Raw genomic sequence first — 24,669 nt, forward strand, 5'->3', positions numbered from 1 at the left:
GTTGCTCCACGAATTGCCGTTCGCACTCTGCTGCCACTGATAAGAGACGGTGCCCGGCACTCCGTCCGCATCGCTCACGGTCGCGGTCAAGGTCTGGTTCTGCGTCGGCGTCCCGCTGACGCTTACCATACCGGGGCGGTTATTGGACTTCACCGGCACGTCAGTTGTACTCCCCCAGCTAGTCAGCGTGACTACATGCTATCTAAAATAGCAACACCAGCTGTACGGGTTGTAGTTTCGGTCGCGGCAGTCACGTTGGTTCGTATTTAACAATATAAATAACATTAAAAATATTAAATCGGAAGCGGTTTTTGCCTTTGTAGTAGCGCCGTTCGTCAACTTTCTCTTGAGCTTGAAGAAGCAGGCGTGCGTCACGGATCTCGTGCACTCAGCGGGATGTGCCGTTTGCCCAGCTTCGAACGCACTCGCGATGTCCAACTCTTATGGTTCCATCCGCTTCGCGATTAGGTCGGCGAACTCACCCAGATTCCGCGCCGCCTCGACCTCGCCAACGCGAAATCGAACGCGAAACTTCTGCTCGACGGCGATCACAAGCGAGATCTGCATGAGCGAGTCCCACTCATCGACGTCCGCCGCCGAGAGCTCGGGGATGGCCGCGATCTTCTCGAGGAAGATTCCGTCGAATACTTCCTGCAACTTCGCTAATACTTCAGCCTGCTTCATAAGCTCTCCGGGCAACATCTATCTTTGTCGAACGCACCTGATACTTCCTCACCTCCAGCTCGAACTCTTTTCGGGTTGCGGAGTCTTCCGTACGCGCGAAACCAAACTCCTCGTAGAATTCGGCGACGATCCCGTTTTTGGCCGTTGGGAGATAGATGCCGCGCACTTTCGTGCAGCCGGCAGCCGCTGCGAGCCGGAAAATCTCATTCATGATCTCGTCCTCGACCTGGCGCTTCAGCACGCGGCAACTCATGAGCCAGGTATCGAGAACGAAGACGCCACCATCGATCTTTGCAATGACTACGGAGATGAGCCCGGAATCACCGAATCTATCCTCGAGCCGCATCGTGAAGCACCGGTAGTCCGGCCTTCCTAGGAGCGCCTTAATCTCAGTCTCGGACCGACGGGCCGTCGTCAGGTTGAACTGGTTGCTGCGCGCGATCAGCTGGGCGATGCGAGGAACGTCGAGCGAGTCGAATTCTTTGATCGTGCCTCGCATCTCAAGTGAGGCGAGGTAGGCAGGCATGTCGGTGACGCTCGCTGCGAGCTCCGTACGTCGCCGTTCCTGCCTGTACTGCGCCGTCCGTTCGAGATCCTCCTCGGTGATGGTCCGTGGCTCGAAATGACGTCCGGCCTGGATGCGAACGATGAATTCGGCGGGGTCCGGCCCGAGGAGTACACCTGTAACCAACGGCTGAAACTGGCGCACGATCTCGATTTCCGCCGGGTTGTCGTCGGCAAACACGAAGCTGTCCAGGCCAAGGCGGAGTTCCTCCGCGATCCTCTGCAGGTTGTCCGACTTCGGGTCCCAATTGGCTTTGAAGGCCGCGAAGTGCTCCAGCCGGACAACCATCTCAGGATGTTTCTCGAATACCTCGATTGCGCGTGCATGGTCGTTCTTGCTGCATACCGCAAGCAGGACGCCGCGTTGGGAAAGTCCAAGCAGGTACCTCTGGAAAGCCTTGAACGCTTCACCACGGGGGGACGAGTCGCCAAGTTCGATTCCCTCGATACCATCCTCCGCGATCACGCCGCCCCATAGCGTTTGATCGAGGTCGATCGCCAGGACCTTCTTGGGGCTCTGCTTCCGGGAGGCGATCAGATGGCTTAGCTCTTGCGCGATGTCGACGAGAAAGTCAGGTGAGCCGATCTGCTTCGATTCATACCACGCTCGCGCATCCGCCGCGGCCGAGATCCCTCGCCGCGCCGAGAGGAACTCGACGTCGCAGATTTGCACCTCAGCTGGGGCCCGAAGCCCGAGCTCGAGATTGACCGCCTTTCGGAAACTCCAGTCGGTGCCAAGCGTACGTGAACGAAACGAGCCGAGATCGAGGCCGCCGGGCAGCGCAAGATTGGCGAGGATCGCCGCCGCGCCGGAGCGCACGGTGAAAGTCTGCGCGAGGTCGAGGAGGTGCTCAGCGGCGCGGACTACGGCTTCGCGCTGATGTTCGACGTCATCGAGGAGCGAGCCTGAAAACCGGCAGTGGCTCGCGTTCGGCAGTATGAAGGCGAGATCCGGCTTGAAGGCGTACAGTGAGCTCGAGCCGTCAAGGATCTCCGAGACGAAATTATCGTACTCGCCGAGGAAACGTTCGCACTCGATCCCACGAATGGCCAGCAGATGTTCAACCAGTTCGTGCAACGGATAAAGGTTGTAGCCGCCTATGAGGGCGAGGCGGAGTCTTGGCTGGACGCTTCCGGGTGCATAAAGCTTCGCCTTTTTTCGAAGCGTCGACAGAAAGAACAGCTCGGAGAAGCTCGTCGCTTGCCGCGAGCGGGCGACAAGATGCCCCCAGGACGTGGCATCGCCTGACAACGCCAGGGACTTGAGTTCGGCATCATTGATGGGCCGGTCCGGCAGGGGTGCTGCAGCGAGAATGGCGAGCCTCCGTCAGGACAGCGACATGATGTATTGTCCCCCACATTAAATGATGATATGGCTCGGGTCAATTAAATGTATTTAAATCACTAATTAAGGTACAATAAACAGATGATGGTGCATATCAGGCCGGAGCCGGTGAGCCCAAGCACGCTTTCCACGAAAGCCGAGAATCTCAAACTGCTTCCCGGAGGAAATAACCTGCTTCTCCGAGAGCTCCGGCTGGAGGACTCCGCGCAAGTCATCGCTTGGCGGAATGATCCCGTTCTCGGTAAGTTCCTGACCCGCGAGAAGCTGACCTTGGCTCAGCAGGAAGAGTTTTTCCGGAACTATCAAGCGAGGGTCGACGACTACTATTTCATTGCCGAATTCAAGCGCTCGAAGAAGCCGGCTGGCAGCATCGCGCTGGCGAACCTGGATTTCGCGGCGGGACAGGGCGAAGTTGCGCGGTTGATCGTCGATCCTGCCGCGCGCCTTTTCCTGGCAGAGATGTTCGACCTTTTACTCGAATTCGCATTCGAGCAGCTGGGGCTTTCGGCCGTCGTGGCCAACGTTCAAAGCCGGAACAAAGCCGCGAAGAACTTTCATATTCGCCTCGGCTTCCAAATTGAAAAGGTTGCGCCGAAAGCTTGGTGGAACGGCGACGACGTGATTACGTTTCGGATGTCGCGCGCAGACTATCCACGGCTAAAACAGGCCTGGTCGGCGCTGCTCCTCGATGCACGAGAGAGTTAAACTGTTTGAGCAACCAGCCAGATTCCGCTCGACGCCGCCCGTCTCCTTAGGCTGCCAGGGAAGGGAGGAGCAGCGCATGGATTTGCACTTTCATCACGTGGGAATGGCGTGTCGAAAGATCGCGGCGGAGCTGTCCGAGCTCGCGGTCGTTGGCTATAGCCCTGAAGGCCCCATGTTCGAGGACCCCATCCAGCAGGTTCGGATACAGTTTGTATCAGGCGGCGGTCCGCGCCTGGAGCTCATTGAGCCGATCGGCGCACAATCGCCTGTGGCAGGTATCTTGAAGCGCGGCAGCAAGTTCTATCATCTTGCTTACGAAGCAGCTCGGTTCGACGACGCGATCGCTTGCTTTAGGTCGGAGCAATATCTTCCTGTATCGTCACCCGCGCCGGCGGTCGCGTTCGACATGCGCCGCATAGTGTTTCTTGCCTCCGCGACGCTCACGCTCGTTGAGCTCATCGAGGCGAGGGCCTAGCGCGAGTTGGCGATTGATCCGGATGCCAAGTAACGATTTGCGCGAGCCCGTCAGACGACACAGCTCCGCTGCGCCGAACCCATTCAGCAGCGCGCAGGCCGCCGGCCTGCAGTCTCACGACCGGCTCGGGGCCAAGCTCGGACAGCAGAATGCCCATGTGCCCTGATCCAGGAGGCGTTGTTGGCCAAACGCCCAACCCATTTTCTGACAATACGGTTCGATCGATGTCGCCCCAAAACTGCACGACAATGGCGCTAGGGGGCGCGCACGCAACGAGGTGAGCTGCTTCCGGCGCGCCGATGCGAGGCTTAGCCGCCGGTCGCAGCGCAACGATGATTGCGTCCCATTGGTCATGATACAAGGTCTGGACGTCCTCGAAGACGTCCACGCTCGCTCCGGAGCTCACGAGACCGGAGCGAAGCGAGCCAATGAAGTCGTTGTCGCACAGCAGGGCAATGCGATTCTTGTAAGCGGATAAGCCGCCATCGTGCAGTTGCTTCACGCACAGTGGACCGAGAAATGAGAAGACATCGACTGAGGGATGACGTTCGTTCACGCCGACGATTGGAATTCCGCGCCGCAAGCATGCGTCCATGTCGAGGTCCTCGGAGCGAAGTTCCCAGGCCTCGTACATCAAGGCGATGACGGCTTCCTTTGGTAGCTCATCAATAAGCGCAGCGGTCAGAGGCCGAAGATGGCCGCTGTTGGTTACGATATCCGTCTGATGGATGATATCGGGGGTGATCTGCTCCAGGATGTCTATGCGATTGGCCACGCCGACCGAATCTGCGAGCTTGAGGGTCTGGTCCATGGCTTCAGCCGAGGTGCCGTGCCGCGTAGTTTTCGTAAAGGCATAGACGTGCCTGGCTCCGGCCATCGCTGCGAGAACGGCCGTCACGGCATACGCCCCGGTCGCAGCCTCGGTGAGAACCGTTAGTTCCGAAAGGTCTAAGAGAGTTTCGGTGAGGGCGCGGCTCATCAGGGCGCCCAGACGTGGCAATGAGAAGCCTGGTCGTAAGGTGGTGTCGAAGCGAGACCGCAATTGCCCGAACGCTACACCGGACTCGGTCCCGATCATGAAATCGCCTCTCGGTTTCGTCAGGTGGGAAAGCGGTCGCTTGGGCGCATGTGCGGCGACTGCTCTAGCCCCATTAGCGCCGAAGCGACGCTGAAGAACGATGTGCCGCCTCATTTAATGCGATTAAAATATAATAGTAGCGCCCCCTGTGCATATAAGTCGTTTGGTATAATCTGCCTCTGGACCTCGCTTTGCGCAGGAGTTCACCGATGCGCCGCGACGGGAGCGTCGGCATGCGATAGTACTCAAGGTGTTGTTTGCGCGGAGACAATTTAAAAGGCGAGATTAACATATTTAACTTGCGACGCATCCAAATCCGCTTATTTTATATGGCCATCGCAGGGAGAGCGCCGATGAACCCGACCGACTCCAACAGTGAAGACCGCCGTGAGTTCTTGAGAAGCTGCGGAAAATTTGCCGCCGTCACTCCTCCCGTGATGACACTGCTGCTTTCGACCTCTCTGACCTCATCCGCCATCGCTAGTTCTGGCGGAAACGTTGTGCAGGGCAATAATGGCAAGGGCAACGGTGGTGGGGACGGCAGTCCTAACGGGAAAGAAGATAGCACTCGCTAAAGTGGCGCCTGGCGGCCCAGCCCTGACACCACCGTCCCGGGGACCGGTCGGAGGTTCAGCCGGCCCGGCGGCGCCGTTGTGCGGACGGGCGGTCGATCAGGAGATCGTTTAGCTTCTTGCCGGCGCGAAGCTGCGCCTTCAGCCATCGAGGCTGCTTACCACGGCCGGACCAGGTTTCGGACGGGTTCTTAGGGTTCTGATACTTCGGCAGCACGGGAGGGTAGGGGCGGCGTGCACGTCCCTCGGTCTGCCCCCCGGTCTTACCTTCGATCTTGCGAAGCCGCTCTTCGAGCTTGGCTTTTTCCGCGGTCATCCTGCGACTAAGAACAGCAGTGACCTCATCGTAGAGTCGCCACAGCTCAGCTGTGGTCATAGATGCCCAGTCATCGTTCTCCATGGAAGCCGTCCCCACTACCTCCGAACCGAAACAGGAGGGGGGCTTATCAGGTCAAACCGGGGTCCGGCAAGCACGATCACCCGTGCCGCTGCGCCAGTGTGCGTGGTGGTCGGAGTTACCGGCTGGGCCCGTGCCTCCGAACCAGCGGTCGCTTCGCCCTCCGCCCCCGGGCTCGTCGCCTCGGCGCAAGCAATCGCTGCTCGGCCTTCGACACGCGGCTACGCAAGTTCTGCAATTCAGTGAATTGAATGATGAGAGCCTGATGAGTTTGACGCAAAACTGCTGAAGAATACATGTGACCACCTACTCATTGCCAACGATGCCCTCCATGACCGCTCATTGAAGTTGCTGAATTGGCGAATATGCAGCTCCAATATGGGTGACCGGATTTCGTCGTTGCTACACTGGCTGCGCGACGCAGCCGTTTTCGTGCTTTACTAACCAGCTTCGCCTTGATGAATAGTATTACTTTTCCTCCCTTCAATAACGTGGCTTTTTGAACGATCTCGTGTTCGTCGAAACTTCGTCGAATGTTAGATTTGAATCGTGAATGACCCAATATATCGTTGGTAATAACGGTGCCAATGAAGTTAATTGGATGTTGACCATCATGACACAGCAGCCGATCCGTGCGCCTAGACATTCTATGGGAGAATTTTCTGATCGAATCTATCATGCGTTGTCGAAATTTGGCTTTCGTCTACAAGCTTGCGGCCTCGAATGTTGAGCACCGCATTCTTACGGTGCTGCGCATACTTGCCGGTCAAGTTACCGTGGCGCAGTCGTCGAACGTTCGGCTGTCTAGGATTTGAGACTGTGTGACATTGTCGCCGAGCGGACCCGTCATCCTCGCGTTTCGAAGAAATTGTTGGATTAAACGGCTGCACGGGGGGTTGTTAGCGATAGGCAGGGGAAGCATGCACCGCACCAGAATTGTCATCGCGGATCGACATCCGATCGTTTTGCAAGGAATCAGGAGCGTTCTTGCAGCGCAGCGTGATTTTACGATCGTTGCGTCCTGCAGCGATGGCGCAAGCTGCAATGAGGCAATCCGATTTCTTGTGCCGGACGTCGCGCTCGTCGATGCTGCACTGCCTGATGTCAGCCGGCAGCAGATCCTCGCTCCCGCAAACGCTTCAGGCCCAAGTCCCGCGGTAGTCTTTTTCGCCGGTGTCGCGGCGGATTGTGAGTTGCAAAGGCTGGCCTTGGAGGGCGCCTGCATCGTCCTCTCGAAGGATTCGGATGCCGAGATGCTGGTCTCAACCCTGCGGAAAGCCGCCCAGGGCCAAGCAGCGGCCTCGCCGAGCGCATGGCTAGCCAATGATGAGGCCCGCCCCGATGAGAAGCCCCTGGCACAACTGACGGACCGGGAGCGGCAAATCATGCGGCTTGTGTCGGAGGGTCTATCGAACAAGGAGATTGGACGTCGGTTGAACCTTGCCGACGGTACGATCAAGGTCCACCTTCATCATATCTTCCAAAAGCTGGACATCAGCAATCGCACGATTCTCGCGGCATTGGCGATTTCGCGAAACGAGCTGCATGCCGCGTCACGTAAGATGGATCCCCCTGATCTGTTGCATCAGGATCCGGCGAGCGTGAAATAATGGGAGTGTCTGGCTCTTCCGAACGTGCGCGGGGGTTATCGTGGCGCCAGAAGCCCAGCCATGTCGCTGCAGGCCCCTTCGGCCTCGGCTAACGTTCGAAAGGGCGAACCGCCAATCTTGATTGCGGCCTGGTTTTTGTGGAGCGGACGCCAACTCGCCAAATAGCCGGCGCGGCCATGAAAGCCGGGGCCTCTCGGGCTTCCGAAGCTGATCACGAACGAGAAGCCCTCGCTGGTTGCGCTCCAGATCTCCATGTCGCGGACAGACCGGTGGAATTGCAGTGGCATCGTCATCATCCGTTGCAATCGAGCCCTGCGCTCGACGTCCGTTAAAACGCAAATTAATCCTATTAAATGGCGAGCGCAACTCCGAAGCTGCGCCCGAAGGCCAGGAAGTACAGGAACGAGTACGGAAATTGCCCACGATCAATTGACGGCGCACGTCAAGAAACACCACTCACATAAAGAAAATTATCGGTTGAAAATACATTTAATGTATAATACCGTAATTAATATTTTAAACCGAGGAGAGCGTGTTGTGACCCGGGACGGCAACGAAGATGACGACCGGCGGGCGTTCTTGAAAACCTGCGGAAGATTTGCGGCCGTCACACCCCCAGTGATGACTCTGCTTCTATCCACTTCCCTGACCTCAGGAGCCATTGCAAGCTCGGGGGGCCTGCGTGGAGTGACGCAGAAGGATGGGAGGCAATCGTCGTTCTTCGATAACGACCGGCCGTCCGTATCGGGACCGGGGAGCTCCAGCGGCGGGTCAACAGGGGGCGGGGGAGCCCCTGGCGGGGGCTCTGCTAAATCATCTCGCGCCGGAGGAGGGGCAGCCGGTGGCGGTAGCGGCGGGTCTGGCGGTGGCGGAGGCAGTGCGAAAGGGCCTTTCGCAACCGGCGGCAGCTCTGGAATTCCAAACGCAAGTGGTGGGCTCGATTGCGCAGAAGAAGACGAGGAAAAGCGCAAGGCCGAGTGTCCGGGAGCTAACACCAGGATTTCGAGTGCAGCCGAATCCAGCCGATAGCAGTCTTCTCAGCCCATGCGTGAGCCTGCGGCGCCGTACGGTTTGGCAGGGCTGGACCTTTCTTAAACTCCGGCCGAGTCGTCCCTTGTTGCACCGCCGCAGCGCGATTTGCGGTGTAAACACTGCCAAATGTTCATGCGATTGTGGTGAATTACATACTTTTCCTGACCTTATGCGACTTCTTCTCAAGACCTCGATCAGGAGCGTGTCATGAATATCCGCGTTCGAGCGGAGAGTCCTGCGGCGCTGCTTCGAGAACGTCTCGAGGCGCTGGTGGCAGAGCTTGCGGAACTTGAAAAGCTCAGAGAGCGGGTAGGTCGAGAGGAGAATCTTCAGCGCAAGCTGCGCAAGGCGGGCAGCGCCAACAACCCGGCTCGGACCGCGGGTGGGCCTTCCGGCTTCGCACAGGCAAAGCTCATGGCCATACCGCTCATTCGCAAGAAGTCGGGCTGTTGTGACGAGCGTCCCAAGGCGAGTGGATGACAGGAATTTTCGTCCATTGTTCGCTTCGGCCGGGAGCCGGCCGCAAAGTCGAAAAAAATGCCGCGCAGGATCGGACGTTTGCAGCGACCGAGCCTCGCGCGGTTTGCCGAATGGCGCGGGCAAATGCGGGGTGGTTCGCGAAAACGAACTGGTTCTAAGAGCCTGTCCCGGCTATTCGGCCGCCAGGCGAGCGGGAGGCGCTCCGCGCTGGAGGCCTATGAACGAGCCCGACCGTGCTCTGCGAGACGATCCGATCGATTCTGCGGCTCATGACCTTGTAGCATTCGCATGCCATGGCTTCGAGCCGCGGCCGATCGATTTCAAGCTGGCCACGTCGATTGGATCTTAGTGCTCTTGATGTCCGCATTGTGCTCACGACATGTGTGACGGTGGTGCGGCGGACGCCCAGCAATTCCGACAACGTTTCTTGGGTCAGCGGGAGGAGATCGCTGCCATTTGCCCGATCGTGAATGTGAAGCAGCCAGCGCGCCAAGCGGGCTTCGACGGAATGTAATGCGTTGCAGGCAGCCACGTGCTGGAGTTGCGTCAGCAACGATCTCGTGAACACTTGCACCATCGCTGCGACGGCGGGGCTGCAATGTTGCGCTGTCAGGAATTGCGCGGGCGAGATCTGCAGCGCGGTCCCGGCGATGCGAGCAACGGCCGTCACGGGCGAGTGGGATGCGCCAAGCGCTGACGTCAGACCCACAGCCCCTTCATGCCCCACTATCGTCGTGGCGACCGTCTGCCCGTTCGGCAACTCCATGATAGTGGCTATCGCGCCGCTCAGGGGGAAGAGAAGATGTTCGATCCGATCGCCTGATCGGACGAGCACCGTATCGCGCTCGATCCCGATCTTCCGCAGATGAGGTGCAAGCAAAGCAAAATCCGCCGGCGGCAACGCTGCTAACAACCGATTACCAACCCTGGTCGCGTGGTCCATCATGGGATCAACCCCCCGACGGATGTTCGGCGCGAGAACTCATGCCGGCTCGTCAAGCTGCTGTCCGGCGTGCAGCTCAACAGCAGTCAACTGGCAACCACAGATATGGTTCCTGCGATGAAGGCCAGCACGCGCTGGTCCGCCATTCAAGGGACGGCCTGCGCCCGCGACTCCAGCTTGCGCTTATACGGACCTGTCGCGGACCTGCAATTGATGTCGTCGACTCGCCGACGGCAGCCTGCGCTGCGGCTGAACAGCATCCCAGCCAACGATCATTCTCCGAACAGCTGATCGGCCTTGAGTTGTGAAGCGCGCAGGCGCGCATCGCGAGCGCGCTCTGAAAGTCTCGTCTCAGGGAGGGCCAATTTCCAAGATGGTGTTCTGGCCGCCGGGGGACCAAAAGCGTTGGAATGACGGCCGTGAGCCGTTCGTGTGCCCCACTCGAAGCCCACCCAACGGCCTGGCGTCGCCGTACTGTTCGGCAAAAGGATAGGACTTACGGCAAATGGGCACATTTGCACGTCAAATTCGCGATTTTAGATATGGTTAAACCGGATTAAATCTCTTTCTTTATTCTATTCGTTGTATTTTAATGACCTCACTCGGTCTCGGCTATATGCCGAAGGACATAGACGGCCGGGTCGAGGCAGGCTCCATGTTAGACACGTCTGCGAAAGAGCGGATATTCAAGCCCATCCGGCTTGTGATCGTCGATCGACAGCCGATGGTTCTACGGGGGCTTGAGTCGGTACTCGGGGCACAGCCGGACTTCGACGTCATCGCGTCGTGCAGCGACGGGACAAGCTGCATCCAAGCGATGCGGAATTTGACACCCGACGTTGCACTTCTTGCTGACACCCTGCCAGATCTAACGGCATCCGAGATCCTCGTCATTGCGAAAGCTGATCGGCTGCCCACGCGCCTGGTGTTCTTTACAGATTCCGACACGGACCACGATCTAACCTTGGCCATCGCTGCTGGCGCGTGTGATGCAATCGCGAAGCATGTTGCACCGGACGCTGTGTTGCGATCGCTGCGACTGATGACGAAGCGTAGCTTTTTGGAGCAGTCCGATCTCTCGCCAACCGTCGAGAAAACCGACAGCAGCAAAATCGACAACCTACTGGAGCTATTGACGCCGCGCGAACGTCAAATTGTACGACTGGTGTCAGAAGGAATGTCGAACAAGGAGATCGCGCACCAGCTAAACGTTTCAGATGGAACCGTTAAAGTACACCTGCACAACATATTTCAGAAGCTTGAAATAACCAACAGGACGGTGCTCGCCACCCTCGCATTGCTACAACGCCCGTCCGGGTTCGGAATGCTCTCGCTGGCTCTCCTGGCGGTCGCCATTGCGGACGAACTCAAGGCGTCGGAGGCAAACGACATTCTTCCGCATGACGACAGCACCGGCCCCGCGGTGGAGTATGCCGAATATGAGCTCTGGAAGCGAGCTATCCTCCGTCACGCCATCGTCGCGGATTCCGACGAAAAGCCGTCGCTCACTCAGAGAGGCGTTTTTGTCGGGGCGAGCCAAATCTCGACCGCGGCCTCGGCAATGGAAGCGCCTCGCACCGCTGAGCAATCCGCAGGCTCGAAATCGTGGAAGGACTACGGTTCTGTTGGATCAAGCACGCCCGGTTTGGCCACACCTTCCCTGCGAGGAATGAACGACGCGAAGATTGGAGGTGACTCCACCGAGGAACATCTATTCTCGCGGCTGACATCCAATCCGACTTTGATTCACGGAGGGTATGGTACTTTCGCCACTCTCACCGGTGCGTTGATCTACACACTCAGCGATCCCCATTTGGCATTGCCGTCGCATGACCCGGCCAAAGCGCCGCTCGACAGCTTCGTGGACGTTACCGGATACAATGCGGCCACCAAACTGGCTGCGATCACCAATGCCGACGATCATCATGTAGATGATTCAGTCCCGGGTTTCCTTGCGCAGGCTTCTCACCTGCCTTCCGCGTTTGTGGTCGTTGAAAATGAAAGCGCCGCCGGAGAAGGCACTCGGGGCCACTCGAGTGATGGTACCGTAGGGGAGACTCTCCAAAAACTTGCCGGCCTCGTGCACTTCAGTCACGATGCCGGTAGTAGCGGATATAGCCACGATCAGCTGATGGGCGGCAACGTCGCTGAAAACGTTGTTCATCGCGACCCGACCGATTCCAGTTCTACCTCTTCCGACTCTGTCTTCAACTTCGCGTCTGGGCCGAGCAGGATCAATCTTGCGGCTTTCGGAGCCCTTGCCAGGCTTCATATGACAGCAGCAAGCAAGTCCATACCGCCACACACCGTCGCTTGGATCTTCAACTCCACAACCAATGAAACGATCGTCTATGTGAATGCGACCGATCATGTTCTGGAGATCGGAGACCGCGACCTGTTGGAAATCCATCTGCCGGGAATTGTATCCATCGCAGAATCGGATTTTGTCGGCCAGCCGACAGCCGCGGCGGCCGCTCTCACGTTGGAGCAGCTCGAAGAAGCGCTGACATCCGTGATTGCAATCGAAGCTATTCTGAGTACCGACAGTGCCCATGCAAGTATCGGGACGAGAGAGAGCACGCTCGGGACCGCTGGAGTTTGGGACAGTCTGGCTGATGCCGGCTTGAGGACTGAATTCGCGCCGGCCCGCACAACGGAAGAGAGCGTCGATGGGACCGAGGGGGCGGCTCGCATATCACCGATCGTGCTTGCTCATGCTGCAGCGGTAACGGAAGTTGAAAGTCTTACATTGAAGAGTCAGCGGAACGATGCAGGCACCGGCCCCAGCATCGCAGCGGCCGGTAGCGCGGGCGGCAGTAACTCACAGCATGTTCTGGAGTCATGGCCTGCAAAGGAAACAGGTGCGGAGCAGACGGACGGTGGCTTCATACCTGGGAGTGATGTCGGTGATGAGAACGAGCATCAATCCCCGGCTTCGGACCCTTCGGGAAAGTCAGGGAAGACGGCAGAAACAGGCAGCGCGGAACATGGCAAGCCGGTGCATTCAACCTCTAAAAACGCACCGGAAGCAGCCGATTTTGGTGAATCGAGCCTCGCGACAGCGCACAGGGACGACCGCGAAGGGGCGCAGCACGCTCCCGAGCAAATCTCTGCAATGGCCGGCGCCAGAGATACGGCCGACGTGAAGTCCATACCGGGCAATCGCGCCGGCAAGGACAACGCGCATGATCCACCGGCTTCGGACCGTTCGTCAGGGTCAGCGAAAACGGTCGAACCAGGCGGCCTGGACCACAGCAACTCGCACGCGTCGGAGCAAGGGTCGGCAAAGGCAGCCACGGAGACGGCCGAAGCGAAGTCCATGCCGGGCAATCGCGCCGGCAAGGACAACGCGCATGATCCACCGGCTTCGGACCGTTCGTCAGGGTCAGCGAGAACGGCCGAACAAGGCGGCCTGGACGACAGCAACTCGCACGCGTCGGAGCAAGGGTCGGCAAAGGCGGCCACGGAGACGGCCGAAGCGAAGTCCATGCCGGACAATCGCGCCGACAAGGACAACGCGCATGATCCACCGGCTTCGGACCGTTCGTCAGGGTCAGCGAGAACGGCCGAACCAGGCGGCCTGGACGACAGCAACTCGCAAGCGTCGGAGCGAGGGTCGGCAAAGGCGGCCATGGAGACGGCCGAAGCAAAGTCCGTACCGGGCAATCGCGCCGGCAAGGACAACGCACATGATTCACCGGCATCGGACGATTGGTCAGGGCCAGCAACAGCGGCCGAACCAGGGGGCCTGGACGACAGCGACTCGCACGCGTCGGAGCGAGGGTCGGCAAAGGCGGCCACCGAGACGGCCGAAGTGAAGTCCATGCCGGGCAATCGCGCCGGCAAGGACAACGCGCATGATCCACTGGCTTCGGACGATTCGTCAGGGCCATCAAAAGCGGCCGAACCAGGCGGTCTGGACGACAGCAACTCGCACGCGTCGGAGCGAGGGTCGGCAACGGCGGCCACCGAGACGGCCGAAGCAAAGGCGACACCGGGCAATGGCCTCGGCAATGACAATGAGCATCATTCCTGGACTCTAGCCTATACGCGCGAGTCAGCGAAGATGGCAGAGCCCAGCGGCGTGGAGCAGAGTAACAAATGGGAGCATTCGACCTCTGCTCACGGCCCGAAGGCTGACGAAAGTGTTGCAACGGCGGAGCCGGAGCCTGTAAAGGCGACAACCACCGAGTTGGCTGAAACTGTCTTCATGTCCGAGAAGAGTGTCGGTGAGGGCGACAATCATCGTGCATCGGACGCAAGCGCGTCGGCAGCAGTGGCCACGGCAAAACTGGCTGACCTGCAGCATAGCAATTCAGGATACAATTCACACTCGGCCTCCGCAAAGGCATCAGCAGCAGCCGAGATCGCCGAATCGAGCGCCACAAAAGGCGATAGTGCAGGGAACGGAAACTCGCAGCACGCTACGCAACCTGCTGCAATCGCATCGGTGGCCGCACAGCCGGCTAAAGCTGCGTTCGAGACCGGCGGCGCCCATCAAGATCGGGTGTTCCGCTTCGACAGCGACGCAACTCCTTTCACTCCCATCGTCACGATTGAACCTAGAGAGGTCCACATTCCGCTCGATCCACGCGCCAAGCCCGGTCAGGCGGCCACCCTCGATATCCTCGTCAAAATCCTGCCCAACGGACTGGATGATCCCGCGGCCAACCATGGCAATAACGGTCCCCATCACGCCCCTGTAGCTGCGCATCATGACCTGCTGATTTGAAATGTTACATTGTCTCGCGAGCAGGACGCAGGGCCGATGTTGAACAGCCTGCTCCGCATACTGGTCGGTTGATATGCGGCCTGGATCCTTGAGTGGCCGGCCGTGGGACCAACCCGTGGGACAGCGCGATCTCTCGAAAAACGCCACCCGACAAGACGCGCCCTGGGTGGCCTTCCTGAAAGATATTCTTAGACTTGAAATGCCCCTGATGCATTGATAGTCCTCGATAACTCATTGAAATCGCAGAAAATGCGACCGCCCTCCGAGCGCACCACCTCGCGCTGCACGCCGCGATTCGGAACCAAAGCCCTCGCCTCGCATTCGCAACTGGTCGCCGAATGCGCTTGAAGGTGGAGGACGATGAGGGACGCTATGTCCGATGTTGCCGAAATCCGCGGCGCCGTTCACCTGTGCATCGACATGCAGAACATTTTCGCCCCCGATGGCCTTTGGGCGACGCCCTGGATGGAGCGGGTGCTGCCGACGGTCGTCTCGGTCGTTGCGCGCCACGCGGAGAGAACGATCTTCACGCGCTTCATCACTCCGCAGGATCCGGAGGATCGCCCGGGGCAGTGGCAGAGCTATTTCCGCCGCTGGCGCCAGGCGACGCGCAGGCATCTGCCGTCATCGGCTCTGGAACTCGTGCCGGCCTTGGCACGTTTCGTTCCGCCGGCGGCAATGATCGACAAGCCGGCCTATTCCGCGTTCAGCAATCCCGGTCTTGCGAGCCTGCTGGTCGAGAAGAACGTCGGCACCGTCGTGATATCGGGCGCGGAGACGGACGTCTGCGTGCTCTCGACGGTCCTGAGCGCCGTCGATCTCGGCTTCAGGATCGTCCTTGTCGAGGACGCGCTGTGCAGCTCGTCCGACGTCGGCCACGACGCGCTCATGACGATGTACCGCACCCGCTTCCACGGCCAGGTCGACCTGGTGACAGCGGAAGAGCTGGCCGAGGTCTGGCGGGAGTAGGGTCCGACGTCATTGAGCCGCGCAAGGTCCTTGCGCCCACGAGGCGGATCAAGCGACCGCGATGTCGGCCGCCACCGGTCTCGCATGCGGCGGCCCAGCATCGTCCGCGCCGGACCGCATGCTCAGGTAGGTTGGGTCGAAGCCGGCGAGCCGGACCAGGCCCGGCCAGTCCGTGATGGTCAAGGTCTTGCCCTGCCATTGCAGCAGATGGCAGCGGCGCAGCTCCTGGATGGTGCGGTTGGCATGGACCGGGGAGATGCTGCAGGCTGCGGCGAGGTCGGACTGGGTGAAGGGCGAGGACAACCTGAAATCCCGGGCAAGCCCGACGGTTTGCAGCCGCACCGTGATCTCGCAGAGCAGGTGCGCCACACGTGTCAACGCGTCCCGGCTGCCGAGGTTCACCGTCCAGTTGCGCTGGATGGCGTGATCGGCAAGCAGCATCAACAGCAAGGCGTGCGACATTGCCGGAGATCGCACCGCGAGCTCGCGAAAGAAGCGGTGCGGCACGAGCGCGACGATTGCGGAACCGAGCGCGGTCAGGTTGCCCTCGATGCGCGGGCGATACAGGCTTTGCAGGTTGGCGATGTCGCCGGGCACGCAGATCGCGGTGATCTGGCCATCTGCGCTTTCGTCATTCTGCCAGGACAGATATCCCTGGAGCACCAGGCAGCATTGCGTTGCCTCATCACCGTGCCGCAGGATGGTCTGATGCGCGCCGAAATGCGCGATGCTGCTCGGCATGTCCGCAAGCAGATCGAGATGTTCCGGGGTCAGTTCGACGAGGCTCGTCAGGCGGTCGGCCAGCCTCGAGAAAGCAAATCCTGCCTGCATTTGATCTCCGACGGCCCCCGTCGGCCCAAGTGTGGCCGATAATGACGGCGGAAAGCATTAACGTTTGATAGGTTCGTCTGGAGTATCGGCGAGGCAGCAGGCCGCTTGCCGATACAAGATCCTCACGTTCAATTGACGTTGTCGCCGAGCATGTTGCGGACGCCTGTGGTCACGGCGGCGAGGCCGCGCGTGCCGTGCATCAGCGCGATCTCGCCCTGCTGCTCGTGGCGGATGGCATGCGCCATGATGCGCAGACGAGGGTCGCCGCGGCTGTGCCACATCTGGTCGGCCATCCTGACCGCACCGCGGTGATGCCGGCTCATCGCCTCGACGAACAGCGTGTCGAACTGGTCCGGCGGCGCGGTCTTGACCTGGCGCATCTCGGCCGGCGTCAGGAAGCCCGGCATCGCCGCCCGCTCCTCGGTGCTGCAATCGGGCATCTCCGTGTCGAACCAGCTCAGCCACCAATTCTCGAATATGCGGTTCTCTCCGGTCTGGCTCGCGACCATCAGCATTGCGAGCTTGCGCAGATGCGGATCCTGCGCGCGCTCGGCAGCCGTCCGCGCCAGCTCGATGCCCTGGGCATGATGCGTTGTCATGTGACGGATGTAGGCCTGGTCTTGATCCCTGTCGCGGCCCATCCACGGCGGCTCGTAACCATGACCGCCGAACAATGCGACCGCCCCAAGTAGCGCAATCACGGCCAGCGCGCCGGTGATCCACATATTCGTGAACCGCACGTCGCTGTCAGGCGCAGTCCCGCGCCTCCAGCGCAGGCGCGCGAACAGGGGATACATCACGGCGGAGGAGCCATGCACCAGCAGCCCGATCCAGTAGGGTTGTTGCAGCGTGAACAGCGGCTGCCAGAATGGAAACAGCGGCACCAGCACGAACCATTCCATGCCTGAAGAGAACGCGGCCCAGGGCAGCGCCAGCAGCAGGATCGTCATCGGCCGCAAGTCGGCCGTCCAGCGTCCGAGCACGCCGAAGAAAACCAATGCCCAGGAAAAATCGGCCCATTGGTGAAAGGCGATCCCGGCCAGGATCGCGCTCCAGGATGGCTCGGAGCTGATCGCCCAGTCGCGCGCAGGAATCGCGGCAACCGTCATCCAATCGACCGCCGCATCGCGGCCGATTCGGGCAGCGAAGAGCTGGCTGACGATTGTCGAAAACGTGCTGCTGATCAGGCCGAGTGCGGCCGCGGCAATCCAGCGCGAACGCCGCCGCTCGCCGGTGGTGCGCCGCGCCCCACTCGTGAGTGCTGGTCGCGGCTCCGCGTTCACGTCAGCTGCTTGAGCTTCTTCAGCGGATTGAGTTCGCTCGGCTTGTCCTGTTCGTCGCGCCCGCGCTCGGCCTGCGCCTTGCCGTCATCGTGCAGATCCTGGTCGCCGATGATCTCGCCGACGGCCTGCTTGGTCTTGCCGGCGATCCGCTGCTGCAGACCTTTGGTCTTGCCCATGAGCTGCCTCCGATATGTCCTGCCGTGGCTCACGCCGCTACCCCGGCGCCTAAAGGGGGCGTGGGCGCCGGGGCTGCGGTCTTGCAAATCGCCTCCGGCGGCGGGGGAAGACGCCGGAAGCGTTGATCAGACTCTTCGCGACGCGGATGGTTCCTCCTGATATCACCGAGGCTCGAGTGCGATGATCACGCCTTCGTTGCCCCGGAGCAGGATGGACGCATCCGGCACCGGCTCGGGCGGCCGATCCAGATGCGTCGACATCAAGAGACGGCCGCGACCTTGCCAGTGGAATTTCCGCGGTTCGGCCGCGAGATTGAGCGCGACCAGAATTTCGTTGCGGCCTTCCGTCCGTTTGAAGGCCAGGACATCGTTCTGCGAGCGCAGCGGCTCGTAGCCGCCCCGTTGCAGGCCGGCATGCTCGCGCCGCAGCGCCATCAGCGCGCGAAACAGAGCGAGGATCGAGCGCTCGTCGCGCTGCTGTGCAGAGACATTGGCCGCACCATCGGGCGGCTCGAGCGGCAGCCATGGGCGGCCCGTCGTGAAGCAGCCATCGGGGCTGTCATCCCACCGCATCGGTGCGCGTTCGGGATCGCGGCACAGGCCATAGCCGGGCACGAGCTTCTCGAAGGGATCGCGGACGCGGCCCTGCGGAATCGGCACGCGCTTGCGGCCGATCTCGTCGCCCATGAAGAAGAACGGCGTTCCCCGCAGCGTCATCAGCAGCATCGCCAGCACGCGCATCTGCGCCTCGCCGATCTTGCTCGCGATCCGCTGCTTGTCGTGGCCGCCGATGACCCAGACCGGCCAGGCACCGTCAGGGATGGCGTTGAGATAGGCGTCGACCGTGGCCTGCAGCGAGAGGGCGTCCCATTTGGAATCGAGCAGGGCGAAATTGAGCGGCAGATGCAGGCGCGGCCGGTCGTTGCCGTAGAAGTGGCCGATGCGGTCGGTCTTGCCCTGGACCTCGCCGCACAACATCCGTCCGGGATAGGCGTCGATCACCTCGCGGATGAACTCGATGCAATCCATCGTCTCGGGCCGATCGTCGGTGAACACCGTCGTGTGCCGCTGCGGCGGCGGCTTGCCCTCGGCTTGCGGATTCGCCGGATTGTCGCGCAACAGCCGGTCCTTGATCAGGACCGCACTGGCGTCGACGCGAAAGCCGTCGACGCCGCGGTCGAGCCAGAACCGCATGGAATCGGCGATCGCGGCGCGCACTTGCGGGTTGCGCCAGTTCAGGTCGGGCTGCTCCACCAGGAAGGAATGATAGTAATATTGTCGGCGCGCCTCGCACCATTCCCAGCCGCTGCCGCCGAACCGGCTCAGCCAGTTGTTGGGCGGCCCGCCGTTCTCGGCCGGATCGGCCCAGATGTACCAGTCGGCTTTCGCGCTGTTGCGCGAGCTTGCGCTCTCGACGAACCAAGCGTGATCGTTCGCGGTGTGATTGGGAACGAGGTCGAGGACGAGCCGAATGCCCGCACCGTGCAGCGCCTCGAGCAGGCGATCGAATTCCTCGAGGCTGCCGAAGGAGGGATCGATCGAACAATAGTCGGAGATGTCGTAGCCGAGGTCGCGGAAGGGGCTTTTGTAGATCGGCGTCAGCCACACCGCATCGACGCCGAGCCATTTCAAATAGTCGATGCGCGACATCAATCCGGCAAGGTCGCCCTTGCCGTCGCCGTTCGAGTCCTGAAAGGAGATCAGCGCGATCTCGTAGACGACGGCGGATTCCCACCACGCAGCTTCGTCACGGGACTCGTCGCTCATCACCTTGCTTCACCTCGTTTTGCCCAGCGTGCGTTGCGATCTGTCTCGCGGCAGTGCGGACGCTCTCGATGCCCTTGGGAAATCCGCTGCGGTTCGGATAGAGCTTGCGCCGTGCATCGCGCGGCGGGCGGCGTGGCCTGGTGTCCTGCGCGGCGCGGTAGTCGAGCACGGCGATGCCGCCGACCATCAGCAATGCGAGCGCGACATTGCCCTTCTTGGGATTGTCCGCCGTCAGCCCGGACAGCAGCGCGGCGGCATCGAGGCCGTCGCCGCCGACGCGAGCCCACAGGCCGGCGTTTTTCTCGACCGACAGCGTCATGATCCCGGCCATGATTTCGCGCACGCCGAAGGCGCGGACGAGGGTCTCATGGCCTTCCATGCCCAGCGTGTGCGTGACGCGCCTCGGCGCGAACAATTCGACGACGCCGAGGCCGATGCTGAACCAGCCGAGTGCGCGCGCGAGCTGGTCCGCCGGCTGCTTCAGGCTCGGTCCGCCCTCGACGATCTTGGGGTCGCCCTTGGTGCGAACGATGTTGGAGAAGTGAAACATGGCTGGCTCCTTCAGGGCTTCAGTACGACCTTGACGCAGGAATCGCGCTTGTCGCGAAACACCTGGTACATCTCCGGCCCCTGGGCGAGCGGGACGGTGTGGGTGATGACGAAGGACGGGTCGATCTCGCCCTCTTCGATGCGGCGGAGCAGGTCGTCGGTCCAGCGGTTGACGTGGGTTTGGCCGGTCCGCATCGTCAGGCCCTTGTTCATGAAGGCGCCCATCGGGAGCATGTCGGACAGGCCGCTGTACACGCCCGGCACCGAGATGATGCCGCCGGGACGGCAGACATAGATCATCTCGCGCAGCACGTGGGGCCGGTCACTCTCGGCCATCACCATCTGCTTGGCGCGGTCGAGCAGGGTGTCGGGCAGCGATGGCATCACATGAGATTCCATGCCGACGCAATCGATGCATTTTTCCGGGCCCTTGCCGTCGGTCAGCTCCTGGAGCCGCTCCACCACGCTCTCGGTCTCGAAGTTGATCGTGGTGGCGCCGCCGGCCTCGGCCATGCTGAGCCGCTCGGGCAGGCAGTCGATCGCGATCACCTGGTTGGCGCCGAGCAGGATGGCGCTGCGGATCGCCATCTGCCCGACCGGGCCACAGCCCCAGATCGCGACCGTATCGGTCGGCTCGATGTCGCATTGCGCGGCGGCCTGCCAGCCGGTCGGGAAGATGTCGCTGAGGAACAGCAATTGCTCATCCGGGATGCCGGCCGGAACCTTGATGTGGGTGGCGTCGGCAAAGGGCACGCGGAGATATTCGGCCTGGCCGCCGGGATAGCCGCCGGTCAGATGCGTGTAGCCGAACAGGCCCGCCGTCGTGTGTCCGAACACCTTGTCGGCCAGATGACGCTTGCGGTTCGTGGTCTCGCACACCGAGAAATTGCCGCGCTTGCACTGGTCGCATTCGCCGCAAATGATCGTGAACGGCACGACGATGCGGTCGCCCTTCTTCAGCTTGCCGTCGACGCCCGAGCCGACCTCGACCACTTCGCCCATGGTCTCGTGGCCCATGATGTCGCCGGGCAGCATGCCCGGGATGAAATTGTGAAAGAGGTGCAGGTCGGAGCCGCAGATGGCGCAGCTCGTCACCTTGATGATGGCATCGCGCGGATCCTGGATCTCCGGGTCGGTGACGGTGTCGCACCGGATGTCCTCCTTGCCGTGCCAGACCAGCGCCTTCATCGTCCGTCCTCCCGGTTGAGCCACGTGCCATCTAAGTCCAGGCACGAACGATGGTTGCTATCGCCGCGCGCAAATTCTTCGCACTGCGCAAATAGGAACGAGAGAGCAGGGCAGAGATTGAGCGTGATCACCTCATTCCAAAGGCTCAATCACAAGGGTTTGCCGCATGTCCGCCAATCAGCTCGCCGTCGTCACAGGCGCCTCAACCGGTATCGGTCTGGAACTTGCAAGGTGCTGCGCGCAGGCCGGATTCAACCTCGTGATCGCGGCCGACGAGTCCCAGATCGAACGCGTCGCCGTCGATCTGCGCCGGCTCGGCGGCAGCGTCGAGCCGGTCGAGGCCGATCTCGCTACCGACGAGGGCGTCGACAAGCTCTGCGCCGCGGTCGGTGATCGGCCGATCGATGCGCTGCTGGCCAATGCCGGAATCGGCCTGGGCAAGGCGTTCCTGGACCAGGACTTTGCCAGGGTGAAACACCTCATCGACACCAACATCACCGGCACGCTGTATCTGATCCACCGCGTCGGCAATGAGATGCTTCGCCGCAATGCCGGCCGCATCCTCATCACCGGCTCGATCGCCGGCTTCATGCCGGGCAGTTTCCAGGCCGCCTACAACGCCAGCAAGGCGTTCCTCGATTCATTCTCATTTGCGCTGCGCGAGGAGCTGCGCGACAGCGGCGTCACCGTGACCTGCCTGATGCCGGGGGCGACCGAGACCGAGTTCTTCCGCCGCGCCGACATGATGGACACCAAGGTCGGCACCGACAAGAAGGACGGCGCCTACGATGTTGCCAAGGCCGGCTTCGATGCGATGCTGCGCGGTGAGGCCGATATCGTCACCGGGTTGAAGAACAAGATCCAGACCACGGTCGCGAACGTCACGCCGAACGAGATGCTGGCCAAGCAGCACCGCAAGATGGCGGAGCCCGGTACTGCAACGTCTTAGAGCGACGCGCGTGCAATGTGGCGGCGCGCACGAACCGTTTTGCGAAGAGAAAAGAGAAAGAAGACCCCGATTCACATAGCCTAATGCGCCGCGGCCCTCAAACCGTCAAATTGTACGGGCTGAACCAAGAGGGGGGCTGCTCTGGCGATGGATCGCATCGAACAGGCCTTTATCGCGACTGCCGTTACGGGTTTTCTCGTGATGATGGTTGCGATCGTCTGGATGATGATGAGCTGAAGGTGGGGAGCTTGCCGTCTTGCGCATCGCGCTACCTTACGCCGCTGTTATCCTGTGCCTGGCGGTGACCGCGTGGCTTGCTTTCGCGCATCTATTTTGATCGTCCCCGGCTGCGAGCTTTCAACCGCTTTTGCTAGACCGGCTGTTCGGCGATGAGTCCGGTGAGCTTCCGTGCCATCGCCGCAAGATCGATCGGCTTTTCCAGGAGCGGCACGTCCTGAAATTCCGGACTGAGTGTGATCTTGTCGTATCCGGTGGTGAAAAGGAAGGGCACGTTACGCGCTCTCAGCTCGCGGGCGATCGGAAAGATCATCTCGCTGCGGATGTTCACGTCGAGCACGGCGGCGTCCAGGACGCTGCCGTCGTGCAGGATCTTGAGCGCGTCTTCGAGATCGCCGACAGGACCGGCGATCTCGGCGCCCAGCGCGCGGAATGTCTCGCCGATGTCATCGGCGAGAAAATACTCGTCCTCGACCACGAAGATGCGGCGCCCATTGAGCTCTGCGCGCTGATGCGACGATGTCTCCATGCTGTCTCGGCCTCCCAACGCATAGGAACATAAGCCGGCGATCCGCCTTGGTGCAAACTGCAAACGATGCAATTGGAGGCGGGTTCCATGGGCAACCGCGACATCATTGTCATCGGGGGCTCGGCCGGGGCGACCGCTCCATTGAAGCAGATCCTGAGCCGTCTGCCGGCGGATCTGCCGGCCGCCGTCTTCATCGTGCTGCACATCCCGGCCCAGGGCATCGGCATCCTTTCCACGGTCGCCAGCAGTGCCGGCCCGCTCCCCGTCCGGCAGGCCGAAGACGGTATGAAGATCGAGCCCGGTCAGATCTACCTGGGTGCTCCGGACCATCATCTTCTCGTCACGGAGGACCGCATCTTCCTCGGCCGCGGCCCGCGGGAGAACATGGTGCGGCCGGCGATCGATGCGTTGTTCCGCTCGGCCGCGCTCTATCACGGGCCGCGCGTCATCGGCGTGCTCCTGAGCGGCCTGTTGTCGGACGGCGCGGCCGGCCTCAACGCCATCAAACGCTGCGGCGGGATGGCCGTGGTGCAAGACCCCGCGGACGCGATCTCGGACGAGATGCCGCGGCGCGCCATGGAGGCGACCACGGTCGATCTCTGCGTCCCCGGCGCCACCATGGGCGATGTGCTGTCCGAACTCGTCAGGGAGCAGGCTGGCGCCGCGCTGCCGATCCCGCCGGAGATCCGGCTCGAGGTCGAGATCGCGGCCGGCGAGCGGATCGGAAGCGACAATCTCGCCTCGATGGCTGACCCTGTCGCCCTGACCTGTCCAACCTGCGGCGGGGTGCTCTCGGAGGTCAAGAACGCCCGTCCGATGCGCTTCCGCTGCCAGGTCGGCCACGGTTTCACCGCCGATGCGCTCGCCAAGGAGCAGGAGGGGCGCGTCGACGAAGCCCTACGCGTGGCATTGCGGATCATCGAGGAGCGGGCGGAGCTGGTGCAGCGCATGGCCGCCGACGGCCGGCGCAGCGGCAGGGCTGCCGTCGCCGAGATGTACGAGGCTCGGGCGCTCGAATACCGCGAATATGCCGACATGATCCGGCGCGTCGTGCTAAAGTCGCTCGATCCTTCCGTAGGCAAACGGGAGGCGTGAAGGCGTCGCCATGGCCATCTCCCTTGCCGAACGCACCGCACAGCTCGACGCCGAGCAACGCCTGCTGGTGAAGGCGGAACAGGACATCGAGGAGGGCTGGAAGCGCATCCGCAATCAAGAAGATTGCGTGCGTGAACTCATGGCGAGCGGACACGACACGCGTCAGGCGGAGCGGCTGGTCAGCCTGCTCAAGCAGACCCTGGTCGAATGGGAGCGCCACCGCGTCCTGATCGAGCAGCGGGTCGAGTATCTCCGGCAAGAGGTCGCGGCTGGGTAGTTGGCGGGGGGGGGGGAGGGTCGCACGGCAGCTCTCCTGAACTCCGCGCTGAGCTCAAACATGGCATCGAGCTGCCGCTCCGCGTACCGGCGCCAACGCTCGTTCTCGGCCAGCAGGCGGTGAGCGTCCGCCGTTGCGCGCTCGGCGCGCCTGATCAGAACGGCGAGTTCCTCGGAGATCGGCATCGCTGGTTCCTCCGCCG

At 61.3% G+C, this 24,669-nt stretch carries 22 protein-coding genes and 1 pseudogene; 11 read left to right on the plus strand and 12 right to left on the minus strand.

All coding sequences use genetic code 11. The annotated features are described in order from the left end of the window. Nucleotides 1–441 precede the first annotated feature (441 nt). Both ACTEK7_RS00005 and ACTEK7_RS00010 read right to left on the minus strand, forming a co-directional pair. Nucleotides 442–684 carry an acyl carrier protein gene (locus tag ACTEK7_RS00005; RefSeq protein WP_225147612.1) on the minus strand — a complete coding sequence of 81 codons (243 nt, stop codon included), beginning with the start codon at nucleotides 682–684 and terminating at the stop codon, nucleotides 442–444. After that, entirely contained in the window at nucleotides 671–2,500 is a 1,830-nt protein-coding gene (locus ACTEK7_RS00010; RefSeq protein ID WP_225147611.1) for an HAD-IIIC family phosphatase, read from the minus strand. The genes ACTEK7_RS00005 and ACTEK7_RS00010 overlap by 14 nt, the downstream gene beginning before the upstream one ends. Nucleotides 2,501–2,674: 174 nt before the next feature. On the opposite strand from ACTEK7_RS00010, the gene ACTEK7_RS00015 reads away from it, so the two are divergent. Both ACTEK7_RS00015 and ACTEK7_RS00020 read left to right on the plus strand, forming a co-directional pair. Beyond that, nucleotides 2,675–3,298: a GNAT family N-acetyltransferase gene (locus tag ACTEK7_RS00015; RefSeq protein WP_225147610.1), complete on the plus strand. Its 624-nt coding sequence runs from the start codon at nucleotides 2,675–2,677 to the stop codon at nucleotides 3,296–3,298. Nucleotides 3,299–3,374: 76 nt separating this feature from the next. Next, nucleotides 3,375–3,773: a VOC family protein gene (locus ACTEK7_RS00020; RefSeq protein WP_157784094.1), complete on the plus strand. Its 399-nt coding sequence runs from the start codon at nucleotides 3,375–3,377 to the stop codon at nucleotides 3,771–3,773. On the opposite strand, the gene ACTEK7_RS00025 is transcribed toward ACTEK7_RS00020, so the two are convergent. Further along, a complete protein-coding gene (locus ACTEK7_RS00025; RefSeq protein ID WP_225147609.1) occupies nucleotides 3,754–4,851 on the minus strand; it encodes a hypothetical protein in 1,098 nt (365 codons plus the stop codon). The genes ACTEK7_RS00020 and ACTEK7_RS00025 overlap by 20 nt on opposite strands. Nucleotides 4,852–5,204: 353 nt before the next feature. Between ACTEK7_RS00025 and ACTEK7_RS00030 the strand changes: the two genes are divergently transcribed. After that, nucleotides 5,205–5,426 carry a hypothetical protein gene (locus tag ACTEK7_RS00030; protein WP_081493985.1) on the plus strand — a complete coding sequence of 74 codons (222 nt, stop codon included), beginning with the start codon at nucleotides 5,205–5,207 and terminating at the stop codon, nucleotides 5,424–5,426. A 55-nt stretch (nucleotides 5,427–5,481) separates the two neighbouring features. On the opposite strand, the gene ACTEK7_RS00035 is transcribed toward ACTEK7_RS00030, so the two are convergent. Beyond that, nucleotides 5,482–5,823, minus strand: coding sequence for an H-NS histone family protein (locus tag ACTEK7_RS00035; protein ID WP_036025684.1), 342 nt, complete (start codon nucleotides 5,821–5,823; stop codon nucleotides 5,482–5,484). Nucleotides 5,824–6,740: 917 nt separating this feature from the next. On the opposite strand from ACTEK7_RS00035, the gene ACTEK7_RS00040 reads away from it, so the two are divergent. From ACTEK7_RS00040 to ACTEK7_RS00050, 3 genes and pseudogenes are all read left to right on the plus strand, one after another. Next, on the plus strand, nucleotides 6,741–7,430 hold the full coding sequence (locus tag ACTEK7_RS00040) for a LuxR C-terminal-related transcriptional regulator (protein WP_057029413.1): 690 nt from the start codon (nucleotides 6,741–6,743) through the stop codon (nucleotides 7,428–7,430). 621 nt (nucleotides 7,431–8,051) lie between these two features. Beyond that, nucleotides 8,052–8,333: pseudogene (locus ACTEK7_RS00045) on the plus strand (hypothetical protein); the annotation flags it as partial. Nucleotides 8,334–8,669: 336 nt separating this feature from the next. After that, nucleotides 8,670–8,942 (plus strand): hypothetical protein, encoded by a 273-nt coding sequence (locus tag ACTEK7_RS00050; protein ID WP_036013665.1) that lies wholly within the window; start codon nucleotides 8,670–8,672, stop codon nucleotides 8,940–8,942. Nucleotides 8,943–9,096: 154 nt separating this feature from the next. Here ACTEK7_RS00050 and ACTEK7_RS00055 read toward each other — a convergent pair whose 3' ends face one another. After that, a complete protein-coding gene (locus ACTEK7_RS00055) occupies nucleotides 9,097–9,888 on the minus strand; it encodes a Crp/Fnr family transcriptional regulator (protein ID WP_036025682.1) in 792 nt (263 codons plus the stop codon). Between the two features lie 589 nt (nucleotides 9,889–10,477). Here ACTEK7_RS00055 and ACTEK7_RS00060 point away from each other — a divergent pair. After that, nucleotides 10,478–14,617, plus strand: coding sequence for a response regulator transcription factor (locus ACTEK7_RS00060; RefSeq protein WP_225148773.1), 4,140 nt, complete (start codon nucleotides 10,478–10,480; stop codon nucleotides 14,615–14,617). Nucleotides 14,618–14,977: 360 nt separating this feature from the next. Continuing rightward, entirely contained in the window at nucleotides 14,978–15,586 is a 609-nt protein-coding gene (locus ACTEK7_RS00065) for a cysteine hydrolase family protein (RefSeq protein ID WP_036013669.1), read from the plus strand. 48 nt (nucleotides 15,587–15,634) lie between these two features. On the opposite strand, the gene ACTEK7_RS00070 is transcribed toward ACTEK7_RS00065, so the two are convergent. The 6 genes from ACTEK7_RS00070 to ACTEK7_RS00095 all read right to left on the minus strand — a co-directional run bounded on the left by ACTEK7_RS00070 (nucleotide 15,635) and on the right by ACTEK7_RS00095 (nucleotide 21,380). Further along, on the minus strand, nucleotides 15,635–16,417 hold the full coding sequence (locus tag ACTEK7_RS00070; protein WP_057029385.1) for a Crp/Fnr family transcriptional regulator: 783 nt from the start codon (nucleotides 16,415–16,417) through the stop codon (nucleotides 15,635–15,637). A gap of 128 nt (nucleotides 16,418–16,545) precedes the next feature. Next, the gene (locus tag ACTEK7_RS00075; RefSeq protein WP_225148772.1) at nucleotides 16,546–17,700 is read right to left on the minus strand and encodes a DUF305 domain-containing protein; all 1,155 of its coding nucleotides are present in this window, start codon (nucleotides 17,698–17,700) and stop codon (nucleotides 16,546–16,548) included. Further along, nucleotides 17,697–17,876 carry a hypothetical protein gene (locus ACTEK7_RS00080; protein ID WP_027575113.1) on the minus strand — a complete coding sequence of 60 codons (180 nt, stop codon included), beginning with the start codon at nucleotides 17,874–17,876 and terminating at the stop codon, nucleotides 17,697–17,699. The genes ACTEK7_RS00075 and ACTEK7_RS00080 overlap by 4 nt, the downstream gene beginning before the upstream one ends. A 162-nt stretch (nucleotides 17,877–18,038) precedes the next feature. Beyond that, nucleotides 18,039–19,643 (minus strand): alpha-amylase family glycosyl hydrolase, encoded by a 1,605-nt coding sequence (locus tag ACTEK7_RS00085; RefSeq protein WP_225148771.1) that lies wholly within the window; start codon nucleotides 19,641–19,643, stop codon nucleotides 18,039–18,041. Continuing rightward, entirely contained in the window at nucleotides 19,624–20,193 is a 570-nt protein-coding gene (locus tag ACTEK7_RS00090) for a hypothetical protein (protein WP_225130091.1), read from the minus strand. Before ACTEK7_RS00090 ends, ACTEK7_RS00085 begins: the two co-directional genes overlap by 20 nt. 11 nt (nucleotides 20,194–20,204) lie before the next feature. After that, nucleotides 20,205–21,380, minus strand: coding sequence for a zinc-dependent alcohol dehydrogenase (locus ACTEK7_RS00095; RefSeq protein WP_225125034.1), 1,176 nt, complete (start codon nucleotides 21,378–21,380; stop codon nucleotides 20,205–20,207). Nucleotides 21,381–21,546: 166 nt separating this feature from the next. Here ACTEK7_RS00095 and ACTEK7_RS00100 point away from each other — a divergent pair, with 166 nt between their 5' ends. Continuing rightward, complete coding sequence (locus tag ACTEK7_RS00100) at nucleotides 21,547–22,329, plus strand: SDR family NAD(P)-dependent oxidoreductase (protein ID WP_225148770.1); 783 nt, start codon at nucleotides 21,547–21,549, stop codon at nucleotides 22,327–22,329. Between the two features lie 370 nt (nucleotides 22,330–22,699). Here ACTEK7_RS00100 and ACTEK7_RS00105 read toward each other — a convergent pair whose 3' ends face one another. Beyond that, nucleotides 22,700–23,095 (minus strand): response regulator, encoded by a 396-nt coding sequence (locus ACTEK7_RS00105; protein WP_225148769.1) that lies wholly within the window; start codon nucleotides 23,093–23,095, stop codon nucleotides 22,700–22,702. Between the two features lie 87 nt (nucleotides 23,096–23,182). Between ACTEK7_RS00105 and ACTEK7_RS00110 the strand changes: the two genes are divergently transcribed. Both ACTEK7_RS00110 and ACTEK7_RS00115 read left to right on the plus strand, forming a co-directional pair. Continuing rightward, on the plus strand, nucleotides 23,183–24,190 hold the full coding sequence (locus ACTEK7_RS00110; RefSeq protein WP_225130084.1) for a chemotaxis protein CheB: 1,008 nt from the start codon (nucleotides 23,183–23,185) through the stop codon (nucleotides 24,188–24,190). A gap of 10 nt (nucleotides 24,191–24,200) precedes the next feature. Then, the gene (locus tag ACTEK7_RS00115; protein WP_225130082.1) at nucleotides 24,201–24,467 is read left to right on the plus strand and encodes a hypothetical protein; all 267 of its coding nucleotides are present in this window, start codon (nucleotides 24,201–24,203) and stop codon (nucleotides 24,465–24,467) included. The last annotated feature ends 202 nt before the right edge of the window (nucleotides 24,468–24,669 follow it).

This window comes from Bradyrhizobium sp. JHI2711, from assembly GCF_056156565.1.